This is a genomic window from Kitasatospora sp. NPDC057500, from assembly GCF_042802195.1.
Classification (GTDB): Bacteria; Actinomycetota; Actinomycetes; order Streptomycetales; family Streptomycetaceae; genus Kitasatospora.
This window is the reverse complement of sequence record NZ_JBHVER010000238.1, coordinates 1-10,984: the sequence shown is the minus strand read 5'-3', so window position 1 is coordinate 10,984 and position 10,984 is coordinate 1. Positions and strand designations below refer to the sequence as shown.

General features: G+C 74.8%; 11 protein-coding genes. 2 read left to right on the top strand and 9 right to left on the bottom strand.

Annotated features, from left to right (window positions below):
- Positions 1-41 precede the first annotated feature (41 nt).
- The 4 genes from ACFU74_RS32515 to ACFU74_RS32500 form a co-directional block, all read right to left on the bottom strand.
- Positions 42-1,202: an Mrp/NBP35 family ATP-binding protein gene (locus ACFU74_RS32515; protein ID WP_380763351.1), complete on the bottom strand. Its 1,161-nt coding sequence runs from the start codon at positions 1,200-1,202 to the stop codon at positions 42-44.
- Positions 1,203-1,258: 56 nt separating this feature from the next.
- Positions 1,259-1,831: a DUF1003 domain-containing protein gene (locus ACFU74_RS32510; RefSeq protein WP_380763353.1), complete on the bottom strand. Its 573-nt coding sequence runs from the start codon at positions 1,829-1,831 to the stop codon at positions 1,259-1,261.
- Between the two features lie 76 nt (positions 1,832-1,907).
- Positions 1,908-3,194, bottom strand: a complete 1,287-nt coding sequence (locus tag ACFU74_RS32505; RefSeq protein WP_380763349.1) for a magnesium transporter MgtE N-terminal domain-containing protein — start codon at positions 3,192-3,194, stop codon at positions 1,908-1,910.
- A gap of 161 nt (positions 3,195-3,355) precedes the next feature.
- Positions 3,356-3,916, bottom strand: a complete 561-nt coding sequence (locus ACFU74_RS32500) for a hypothetical protein (protein WP_380763347.1) — start codon at positions 3,914-3,916, stop codon at positions 3,356-3,358.
- Positions 3,917-4,079: 163 nt separating this feature from the next.
- On the opposite strand from ACFU74_RS32500, the gene ACFU74_RS32495 reads away from it, so the two are divergent.
- The gene (locus ACFU74_RS32495) at positions 4,080-5,048 is read left to right on the top strand and encodes a DMT family transporter (RefSeq protein WP_380763345.1); all 969 of its coding nucleotides are present in this window, start codon (positions 4,080-4,082) and stop codon (positions 5,046-5,048) included.
- A gap of 6 nt (positions 5,049-5,054) precedes the next feature.
- On the opposite strand, the gene corA is transcribed toward ACFU74_RS32495, so the two are convergent.
- Positions 5,055-6,179 (bottom strand): magnesium/cobalt transporter CorA, encoded by a 1,125-nt coding sequence (gene corA / locus ACFU74_RS32490; RefSeq protein WP_380763343.1) that lies wholly within the window; start codon positions 6,177-6,179, stop codon positions 5,055-5,057.
- A 494-nt stretch (positions 6,180-6,673) separates the two neighbouring features.
- Here corA and ACFU74_RS32485 point away from each other — a divergent pair, with 494 nt between their 5' ends.
- Positions 6,674-7,315: a suppressor of fused domain protein gene (locus ACFU74_RS32485; protein WP_380763341.1), complete on the top strand. Its 642-nt coding sequence runs from the start codon at positions 6,674-6,676 to the stop codon at positions 7,313-7,315.
- A 78-nt stretch (positions 7,316-7,393) separates the two neighbouring features.
- Here the strand turns inward: ACFU74_RS32485 and ACFU74_RS32480 are convergent, their stop codons facing one another.
- From ACFU74_RS32480 to ACFU74_RS32465, 4 genes are all read right to left on the bottom strand, one after another.
- Positions 7,394-8,254, bottom strand: a complete 861-nt coding sequence (locus ACFU74_RS32480; RefSeq protein WP_380763339.1) for a PHP domain-containing protein — start codon at positions 8,252-8,254, stop codon at positions 7,394-7,396.
- A gap of 115 nt (positions 8,255-8,369) precedes the next feature.
- Positions 8,370-9,008 carry a DUF6758 family protein gene (locus tag ACFU74_RS32475; RefSeq protein ID WP_380763337.1) on the bottom strand — a complete coding sequence of 213 codons (639 nt, stop codon included), beginning with the start codon at positions 9,006-9,008 and terminating at the stop codon, positions 8,370-8,372.
- A 388-nt stretch (positions 9,009-9,396) separates the two neighbouring features.
- Positions 9,397-9,543, bottom strand: a complete 147-nt coding sequence (locus tag ACFU74_RS32470) for a hypothetical protein (protein ID WP_350563393.1) — start codon at positions 9,541-9,543, stop codon at positions 9,397-9,399.
- A 371-nt stretch (positions 9,544-9,914) separates the two neighbouring features.
- A complete protein-coding gene (locus ACFU74_RS32465) occupies positions 9,915-10,811 on the bottom strand; it encodes an alpha/beta fold hydrolase (RefSeq protein WP_380763335.1) in 897 nt (298 codons plus the stop codon).
- Between the last annotated feature and the right edge of the window lie 173 nt (positions 10,812-10,984).

The window sequence follows — 10,984 nt, the reverse complement described above, 5'->3', positions numbered from 1 at the left end:
GATCCGGTGGGCCCCCGCGGGCGTTCGCGGTCGGTGCCGCGTCAGAACTTGTTCTTCGGGGTGAGGCCGAGGGAGAGGCCGGAGAGGCCGCGCTGGCGGCCGCCGAGCTTGCCGGCGACGGCGCGCAGGGCGGCGCCGGCGGGGGAGTCGGGGGCGGCCAGGACGACCGGGCGGCCGTCGTCGCCGCCCTCGCGCAGGCGGACGTCGATCGGGATCGAGCCGAGCACCGGGACGGTGGCGCCGACGGTGCGGGTGAGCGCTTCCGCGACGGTCTGGCCGCCGCCGGTGCCGAAGACGTCGATCATCTCGTCGCAGTGCGGGCACGGCATGCCGGACATGTTCTCGATCACGCCGACGATCTTCTGGTGGGTCTGCACCGCGATGGTGCCGGCCCGCTCGGCGACCTCGGCGGCGGCCATCTGCGGGGTGGTGACGATGAGGATCTCCGCGTTGGGGACCAGCTGGGCCACCGAGATGGCGATGTCGCCGGTGCCGGGCGGCAGGTCCAGCAGCAGGACGTCCAGGTCGCCCCAGTACACGTCGGCCAGGAACTGCTGCAGCGCGCGGTGCAGCATCGGGCCGCGCCAGACCACCGGGGCGTTGCCCGGGGTGAACATGCCGATCGAGATGACCTTCACGCCGTTCGCCTGCGGCGGCATGATCATGTCCTGGACCTGGGTGGGCCGGCCCTCGACGCCCAGCATGCGCGGCACGCTGTGGCCGTAGATGTCGGCGTCCACCACGGCGACCTTCAGGCCGTCGGCGGCCATCGCGGCGGCCAGGTTGACGGTCACCGAGGACTTGCCGACGCCGCCCTTGCCGGAGGCGACCGCGTAGACGCGGGTCAGCGTGCCGGGCTTGGCGAACGGGATCTCCCGCTCGGGGGCGCCGCCGCGCAGCAGCTGGGAGAGCTCCTTGCGCTGCTCGTCGCTCATCACGTCGAGCTCGACCTCGACGCCGGTCACGCCGGGGACGCGGCCGACGGCCTCGCGGACCCGGGTGACGATGGTGTCGCGCATCGGGCAGCCCGAGACGGTCAGGTAGACCGCGACCCGCACGGCGCCGCCCTCGCCGATCTCGACCGATTTCACCATGCCGATCTCGGTGATCGGGCGGTTGATCTCCGGGTCGTTGACGGTCGCCAGCGCCTGGCGCACGGACTCCTCCGTGGCGCCGGCCGCGACCTCTGTCTCGTTGGCCATGCCTTGATGGTACGGCGCCGCGCGGGGTGCATAACCGGTCGGTAGCGTGCCGCAGGTCACAGCACCCCGGGGGTCTCCCGGCGCTCGTCGATCTCCTTGAGCAGCGCCTGGAGTTCGGAGCGGACGCTGCCCAGCTCGGAGGCGATGAAGGCGCGGGTGGCGACCTCGCCGAGGCCCTGGCGCAGTGCCGCGACCTCGCGGGTCAGGTACTCGGTGTCGGCGATGTTGCGGTCGCTGCGGGCGCGGTCCTGCTCCATGTTGACCCGGTCCCGGTTGTCCTGCCGGTTCTGCGCCAGCAGGATCAGCGGCGCCGCGTAGGAGGCCTGGAGGGAGAGCATCAGGGTCAGGAAGATGAAGGGGTAGTCGTCGAACCGGGCGGCGTCGGGCAGCAGGGTGTTCCAGGCGACCCAGAGGATGATCACCACCGTCATCCAGACGATGAACCGGCCGGTGCCCAGGAAGCGGGCGATCCGCTCGGAGAGCTTGCCGAAGGCCTCCGGGTCGTAGGACGGCAGGGTGATCAGCCCGGGGCGGGCGGTGCGCGGCTGGTCGAGCCGGCTGCGGGGGGACTGGCCGGTGGCGGCGGGCTCGGTGCGGCGGTCCCGGGCGCCGCCCTCGCGGGCGCGCAGTTCGCGCAGCTGGCGCAGTTCCCGCAGCTCGCCCTGGAGCCGTTGGCGCGGGGACTCGTCCCGCCGGCCCTTGCGGTCAGCGTCCACCGGGCACCTCCCTCTCGTCGGCGGGACCGCCGTGCAGCGCGGCCTCCCGCCAGTCCTCCGGCAGCAGGTGGTCGAGCACGTCGTCCACGGTGACCGCGCCGACCAGGTGGTCCGCGTCGTCGACGACCGGGGCGGCGACCATGTTGTACGTCGCCAGGTAGCTGGTGATCAGCGACAGCGGGGTGTCCGGCGGCAGCGGGTCGAGGTCGTCGTCGACCAGCGAGCCGACCAGGGTGTACGGGGGCTCGCGCAGCAGCCGCTGGAAGTGCACGGTGCCCAGGTACTTGCCGGTCGGGGTCTCGTTCGGCGGGCGGCAGACGAAGACCTGCGCGGCGAGGGCCGGCTTGTGGTCGGAGACCCGCACCCGGGCCAGCGCCTCGGCCACCGTGGCGTCCGGCTCCAGCACGATCGGCTCGGTGGTCATCAGGCCGCCGGCGGTGTTCTCCTCGTAGGTCAGCAGCCGGCGCACCGGCTCCGCCTCGTCCGGCTCCATCAGCTGGAGCAGTCGCTCGGCCTCGTCGCCGGGCAGCTCGGAGAGCAGGTCGGCGGCGTCGTCCGGGTCCATCGCCTCCAGGATGTCGGCGGCCCGCTCGTCCTTCAGCTTGCCGATGATCTCGACCTGGTCGTCCTCGGGCAGCTCCTCCAGGACGTCGGCGAGCCGTTCGTCGTCGAGCGCGGCGGCGACCTCGGCGCGGCGCTTGGCGGACAGGTGGTGCATGACGTTGGCGAGGTCGGCGGCGCGCAGCTGGTCGAAGGTGGCGAGCAGGTTGGCGGCGCCCTGGTTCTCCTCGGGCAGGGTGAAGCCGGTGACGTCCTGCCAGTCCAGGGTGAGCGTCTCGCCGCGCGCCTTGCGCAGCCGGCCGACCCGGCCGACCTGCACGAAGACCTTGCCGACCTCCCACTCGCGCAGCCGGGTCTGGGTCATCGCGACGTCCAGGACGGTGACGTCCTGGCCGGTCTTGGTCCAGGTGACGGTGCGGTCCAGCAGTTCGGCGAGGACGAGCGTCTCGGCGGGGCGCTGCTCGAAGCGGCGCATGTTGATCACACCGGTGGTGATCACCTGGCCGGACTCCAGGCTGGTCACCCTGGTCATCGGCAGGAAGATCCGGCGCCGGCCGACCACCTCCACCACCAGGCCGAGCACCCGGGGCGGGCGGCCGCCGACCCGCAGGGCGACCACGACGTCCCGGACCCGGCCGACCTGGTCGCCGTTCGGGTCGAAGACGGCGATGCCGGACAGGTGCGAGATGAAGACCCGGTTGCCTGGCCCTGCCATGGACTTCTGGACTCCCTCGCCTCGCTCGACGCCTGGTCGGGCGCCGCGGGCACGCCCCGCGGCCAAGGCTACTCGGGCATCTCCGCCCGGGCTCGGCGAAAGCCGGGCGAATCGGGCGACAGGGGGGCGGAATGGGGGCCGCGGGCGGGCGTGGCGGGGCGTCAGCCCTTGCGGCGCTTGAGCAGCAGCTTCGGCAGGCCGGCCGGGACCGGGCGGCGGGTGGTGGCCGGGGTGGGCAGCGGGACCGCGACGTGCGAGTCCTCCGGCATCACGCCGGGCCGCTCGGCGAGTTCGGCGCCCGCCGGGCCGGCCGGCTCCAGCCGCAGCACCCGGCACTCGCGGGCCCAGCGGTCGGTGATGGCGTCGGTGTCCGGCGCGTTCAGCCGCTTGCCCTTCAGCTCCTCGACGGCGCCCAGCCAGGCCTCGCCGCCCGGGGCCAGCTCGACCACCCGGGCCGGCCAGCCGGTCAGCCGGCCGCCCTTGTCCTTGCTGCGGACGGTCACCGTCGCGCCCGTTCCGCCGGCCAGTCCGTGCAGCGGCTGCTCGGCGCCGTCGCCGACCACCACCACCGCGCCGTCGTGCCAGGCGTGCCAGAGCGCCCTGGCGTGCTCCTGGCCGTCCGCGCGGACCCAGAGCAGGCCGGACTTCTTCGCGGCCTCCTCCAGGAGCGCCCGGTCGAGGAAGTCGTCGGCGGTCGCGGCTGCGGCAGGCGTACGGTCCATGGCGCACAGCGTACGGCCTGCGCCGCGCGGGCGAGGGGCCGTGGTCCGGGCGACAGTTCCATGGGCGGCGCACGGGCCTTACGGTAGGAGCCTCCCCGACCCGAACCACCCCTCGCCGACCCGCAACGCCGACCCGCAACGCCGACCCGACCCGAGGAGCGCCGTGCCCGCCGCCCGGCCCGAGACCGCCGACCCCGCCGCGGTCACCGCCCCCGCACCCGCCGTACCCGCCGTACCCGCACCCGCCGTACCCGCCGCACCCGCGCGCCCGCTCCCCAGGACGGACCTGCTGCTGCTCGCGGTCTCCGTCGCCGGCATCTCGCTCTCCGCCCCGCTGATCAGCGCCACCGCCGCGCCCGCCCTGGCCATCGCCTTCTGGCGCAACCTCATGTCGGTCGGCGTCCTCGGCCCCTGGGCGCTGCTGCGCCACCGCGCCGAGCTGCGCGCCGTCCCCCGCCGCGCGCTGCTGCTCGCCGTGGCGGCCGGCGTCCTGCTCGCCGTCCACTTCGCGCTCTGGATGCCCAGCCTGCGGATGACCTCGGTGGCCTCCGCGACCGCCCTGGTCACCACCACCCCGCTCTGGACCATCGTGCTGATGCGGCTGCTCGGGGTGCGGGCGCCCCGGATGGTCTGGCTCGGCACCGGGGTGGCCTTCGCCGGCGTGCTGGTGCTCACCGGCGTCGACCTCTCGCTCTCGGCGCGCGCCCTGGCCGGCGACGCCCTCGCGCTCGCGGCCGGGCTCGCCGCCGCCGGCTACCTGCTGCTCGGCGCCGAGGTCCGGCGCACCGTCAGCACCACCGCCTACACCCTGGTCTGCTACGCCACCACGGCAGCCGTGCTGCTGGTGGTCTGCCTGGCCGCGGGGACGCCGCTGTCCGGCTGGTCCGCCGGGGCCTGGTGGCAGATCGTGCTGCTGATGGTCACCGCCCAGCTGCTCGGCCACTCGCTCAGCAACCGGGTGGTGCGCACCCTCGGCCCCTCGGTCACCTCGACCGCGATCCTGCTGGAGACCCCGGGCGCCGCGCTGATCGCCGCGCTCTGGCTCGGCCAGTGGCCCCCGGCCGCCGCCTACCCGGCGGTGCTGCTGATCCTGGCCGGACTGGTCCTGGTCGCCCGCGCAGACCGGCGGTAGCGGGCGCTACAGCCAGCCGTTGCGGCGGAAGCCCCGGTACATGCCGATACAGATCAGCACCACACTGCCCAGCACCATCGGGTAGCCGTACTTGTGGTGCAGCTCCGGCATGTAGTCGAAGTTCATCCCGTACACGCCGGTGATCATGGTCGGCACGGCGAAGATCGCCGCCCATGCGGTGATCTTGCGCATGTCCTCGTTCTGCGCGACCGACACCTGCGCCAGGTTGGCCTGGAGCAGCGAGTTCAGCAGCTCGTCGAAGCCGTGCACCTGCTCGGTGACCCGGGCCAGGTGGTCGGCGACGTCCCGGAAGTACTTCTGGATCTCCGGGTCGACCAGCCGCTGCAACGGCTCCGACAGCTGCTGCATCGGCCGCAGCAGCGGCGCCACCGCGCGCTTGAACTCCAGCACCTCGCGCTTGAGCTGGTACACCCGCCCGACGTCCGCGCCCCGGCCGCCCCGGTTGGAGAACACCTCGAACTCGATCTCGTCCACGTCGGTCTGCAACTGGTCCGCGACCAGCAGGTAGTTGTCCACCACGTGGTCGGCGATCGCGTGCAGCACCGCCGACGGGCCCTTGGCGAGCAGCCCGGAGCCGTCCGCGTCGGTCTCCAGCCGGTGCCGCAGCTCCTTCAGCGAACTGTGCCCGCCGTGCCGCACGGTGATCACGAAGTCCCGCCCGGCGAAGACCATCAGCTCACCGGTCTCGACCACCTCGCTGGTCGGGGTGAGCTGGTCGTGGTCGAGGTAGCGGATCGTCCTGAAGACGGCGAACAGCACGTCGTCGTACCGCTCGACCTTCGGCCGCTGGTGGGCGTGCACCGCGTCCTCGACCGCCAGCGGATGCAGCCCGAACCGCTGCGCGATGCCCTCGAACTCCGCCTCGGTCGGCTCGTGCAGCCCGATCCAGCTGAACGACCCGTCACCGTCCGGCAGTTGCTTCGAGGCCTTGACCAGCCGGGCGGCGTCGCGCGGGCTGCACGTCTCGCCCTGCCGCTTCCCGTGCTGGTAGACCGCGCAGTCCACCACCGCCGACGGCGTCGCGCCCGGGTGGATCGTGTCGAACAGGGCCGCCGCGGAACGGCGGCGGCTGGTGCGGACGGCGGCACGCAGGCTGTTGATCATCGACATGGCAGGCTCCCTTGGGCAGGAGCCGACGCACGACGGCGCGACGACGGACGGCCGCGGTGCGACGGCGGAGGAACACCGATGGACTCCGGCGCCTGCGGCCGCCCCCGGGTGCCTTGCCGGGGCACGGGAAACGGAACGGCCGGACGTCGGTGGGGTGCTCTCCCGGCCGGACCGGAGTTCCGCCGTGCGTCCGCACGGGAAGGCTGGGTCCGCGGTGCTGGGGAGGAGGCCCGGCGATTGCCGAGGTCTCTCAGGCCCGCTGTTTCAGCCCGCGCGTCGAGGGGTACGGGGAAGGCGATCGGGCCGGGTAGAGCTGCCGGTACTGCATGGTCGGCTGGTATCCACCGCAACCACCTCCTTCGCGCCGCTGCCCCGGAGGATGAGGATCCCCGGTAGCCAGTCGCTCACACTAACATCCGAACCGCCTTCGCCGCGCCCGTGTTCACGTAAAGGCCGTGCCAACGGCCCGCGGTCCGCGGGTTACGCTCACCGGCATGGCCCACGACTTCCCGCTCTTCGGCGACCCCTCCGGCGGCAGCCCGCACGGCCCCTCCCGCGCGGCGGTGCTGGCCGCCGTCGAGGCCCGGCTGCTCACCGCCTTCGGCGAGCCGGGCGGCCGCGCCGCCGTCACCTTCCTCGGCGCCGACCACATCGAGGTGCTGCGCTTCGGCCCGGACTCCGAGGGCCTGGTCCGCTACGCCACGCTCGGGATGGCCGCCGCGCCGATGGCCGACCCGGCGGCGGCGGTCGTCGACCAGGTCCGCGGCCCGCGCGCGGAGTTGGTCCTGACGATCCGCGGCGGGCGCGACGGCGTGCTCCGTCCACTGGCCACCTTCGCCGCGACGCCGCAGGTGGAGGGCCTGGTGGTGGCGCCCGGCGGCTCGCTGGACCTGGGCGCCCCGCTCTGGGACGGCGCGCCGTTCACCTCCGTGCTGGCGGCCGAACCCGGCGGGCTGGTGGAGGACCTGGAGCTGGACGCGCCGGCCGATCCGGTCCGCTTCCTGCCGCTGCTGCCGATGACGCCGAACGAGGCCGGCTGGAAGCGGGTGCACGGCGCGGCGGCCCTCCAGGAGCGCTGGCTCCGGCACGGCACCGACCTGCGCGACCCGGAGCGCCGGGGCGTCCCGCTGGACTGACCCGGCGTCAAGTCAGCTGGCAGGCGCGGCGGGTGGGGGCGGAGGGTGCTGCGGGCGCGATGGGCGCCGCGGGGGCGCTCAGCCGCCGATCGGCTTGGCGCCGGTCGCCTGGTCCACGAGCGCCTCGTAGACGGCCGGGTCGGTGGTGAACTCGCCGAGGCGGACGGTCTTGCGGGCGCCGTGGTAGTCGCTGGAGCCGGTGGTCAGCAGCCCCAACTCGGCTGCCAGGCCCCGCAGGTGCTCCCGGGTGGCGTCGTCGTGGTCGATGTGGTCGACCTCCAGCGCGGCCAGCCCGGCCGCCGCGAGGTCGGCGATGACCTGGTCGGAGACGGTCCGCCCGCGCTTGACCGCGCCCGGGTGGGCGAAGACCGGCACCCCGCCGGCGGCCCGGACCAGTCGGACCGCCGTCACCGGGTCGGTCTCGTGCTTGCGGACGTCCGCCCGCCCGCCGTTGGCCAGCCAGTCCGCCGTGAACGCGTCCGACACCGAGGCCACCACGCCCGCCTCCACCAGCGCGCTGGCGATGTGCGGGCGGCCCACCGAGCCTTCCCCGGCGATCCGCTGCACCTGCTCCCAGCTGATGTCCGCGCCCAGCTCGCGGCAGCGCTCGACGATCGCCCGCCCGCGCCGGAACCGGTCGGTGCGCACCAGTTCGCGCTCCGCCGCGAAGCCGGGTTCGGCCGGGTCGAACAGGTAGGCGAGCATGTGCATCGAGATGTCGCCGACCACGCAGGACAGCTCCGCGCCGGGGACGAGCGTCAGCCGGGTGCCGGGCGGCAGCGCGTGCACCGCGTCGGCCGCCTCGGTGTGGCCCGCCACCGTGTCGTGGTCGGTCAGCGCCACCACGTCCAGCCCGGCCCCGACGGCCGCCGCGACCAGTTCGGCCGGGCTGTCCGTGCCGTCGGAGGCGTTGCTGTGGGCGTGGAGGTCGATGCGCACGGGTGGTGCTCCTCGGGGGTCGGCGCCGGGCGGCGCTGGCGCCGGCACGGCCTGCCGGCGGGGTGACGCCCAGGATAGTGCGGCCGCCGTGGCAGGCCCCCGACGCCGACGCGGGTCAGCCGAGCAGCCGGGGGGTGAGCGCCCCGCAGGGCAGCAGGCCCAGCTCCGCGCCGGCCTCCCGCAGGTCGGTCAGCACCAGCTCGTCGTACATCACCAGGGCCGACTGCTCCGGCCAGGCCACCGCCCAGAGCCAGAGGCCGCGCGCCTCGCCGACGAACACCGCGCGGTCCGCCGGGGCGTCGGGCACGTGGAACATCGGCGTCGGCCGCCCGGCGGCCATCAGCTTGGCGTCGGCGGGCTTGTAGAGGCCGACGGAGTCGCCGGGGTCCGGGCCGGACAGCCCCGCGTACCGGGCGCCGAGGCCCACGCCCAGCTCCTCGGCCACCAGCACCAGTTCGCCGAAGCCGCCCAGCGGGGCCGGCCCGGCGCAGGCGACGGCGGTGGCCCGGGCGCCCGAGACGTCGTCGCCGACGTGCGCGATCCCGGTGTACAGCCAGCCGACCGGCAGCGGCCAGGGCAGCCAGACGGGGACCTGGGAGCGGGCGACGGCGACGCCGAGCGCCTCGACGCTCGGGGGCAGCACCGGCTGCATCGGGTGCACGGCGCCGTGCCGGTCGCACTGCCAGGTGTCTGAGAACAGACCGGGGGCGCGGACCCGACCGGCGCACCTCGGGCAGCTTGGCTCGCCCCTCATAGCCGTCAACGCTCCTCCCTCCGGACCGCCGCGTCAAGGACGATCACCCGTACGGGGGCGGCTCGGCGGCACCTGTCGGTGGCGGGTGCCCGCGCGGCGCGGGGTGGGCGCGGTGCGGGCGGCTCCTGTTGGGAAATGTCCAGCGGGGGGTGGCGGCAAACGTCGGCGGCGCGCGCCGGGGTGCGCCGCTCGGGCGGCGTGCGGCCGGGGTTCGGGACGGCGTTCGAGGCGGGGCGCGAGGGCGTCGCCGTCCGGGCCCGGATGCGCTGACGCCCCGCTGTCGCTGCTGCGATGACGGGGCGTCAGTCGGGTATCGGGACGTCCGGGTCGGACGGTCCGGGCTCGTCGGCGGCGGGGGAGTGCTCGGACTCCCGGGTGCCGCGCCCGGTCAGACGGTCGGGCACGGACGGATGAGCAGCCGTTCGCCGGTGCGGGCGGCGGCCTGGACGAGCTCGCGGACGGTCTCGGCGTCGGCGATGAGGCGGTCGGTGGCGGTGCCGTGGGCGTCGTCCAGTCGGAGGATCTCGAAGCGCATGGGCCTGTCCTTTCCTGGCCCCGTCGGGCGGGGCGGTCGTGGCTGAGTCGGGGTCAGCCCTTCCGGGGTCTGTCGGGTCGAGTCGTCGACCGACCGCTGTCGCGGCAAAGAGGGCTCCCCCCTGCTCGCCAGAGGCGCGTGGTCCCTCGTGAACCACGCTGCGGTGGCGCTGCTACCGGGTCGTTGCCCGTCCGTGAAGTCCTGGTTTCGGATGGATCGCGTCGACGGAACGCCGACGGCACTGTCGACGATGTTTCCAGGACCGAATCAAATATTACCGCAACTAACGAATTTTGTCGCCCCTCTTGTACCAGGAGTCTCCCGGAGTCGTCGACCCAGGGCCCCGGTGTCGGCCCGAAAGGGCCCGGGCGTCAGCCCCAGAGGGCCAGCAGGGCCTCGGCGGTGGCGGCCGGGCGCTCGGCGTTGGGGGAGTGCCCGGCGTCCGCCACCACCACCCGGCGGGCGCCCAGCCGCCGGGCCATCGCGGTCTGCTCCGGCACCGGCCACGCGTAGTCCCGCTCGCCGGAGAGCACCAGGGCGGGCAGGCCGGCGGCGACCACGGCGGCCAGCTCGTCCACCCGGTCCGGCGCGGCGACCAGGTGGCCGCCGGTGGTGATCAGCGCCTGCGGCACGTTCGCCAGCCAGCGGCGGTGCAGGAAGGCGGCCACCTCGGGGGACGGACGCCGGGCGCGCTCCCCGCCGTCCTCCTCCATCCGCTGCATCACCTGCCAGATCTCCTCCAGGCCCATCGAGGCCAGGACGCCGGTCAGCAGCCGGGTCCGCTCCGCCTCGGCCGGGTCGATCGCCCCGGGGCCGGTGGACATCAGCGTCAGCGACGCCCACGGCAGCGCCGCGCCGTCCGCGCCCGCCGCCGCCCCGGCCAGGACGGCCTCGCGGACCACCTGGCCGCCGAAGGAGTGGCCCAGCAGGTGCAGCGGCCCGGCGCCGTCCTCGGCCAGCAGTGCGGCGCTCAGCGCCCGCACGTCCTCGCCCAGCTCGGCCACCGCGTAGGCGGCCGGGTCGTCGGGGCCGCCCGTCTCGTACTGGCCGCGCTGGTCGACGGCGGTCACCCGGTAGCCGGCCGCGGCGAGCGGCGCCAGCAGCGCGACGAAGTCCTCCTTGCTGCCGGTGAAGCCGGGTATCAGCAGCGCCGAGCCCCGCACCGGCCCGGCCGGCTCGGCCCGCAGCGCCGCGAACCGTCCGCGCGCCGTCGCCACCCGCAGCGCACGCGCACCGGACGGGAGGGTGAGGAACGGCGGCATGCTCATGGACGGACCTCCGGCGACCGGGGCGAACTGGCGGGTAACCCCGAGCCTATCGGCCCGGGAACGCCGGAGGGGCGGCCCGGGAAGTCCGGGCCGCCCCTCACGGGAACGCGGGTCAGCTCTCCGGGGTCGCCTCGGGGGCGGCCGCCGGGCAGCGGGTCCGGGTACGGGTGCGC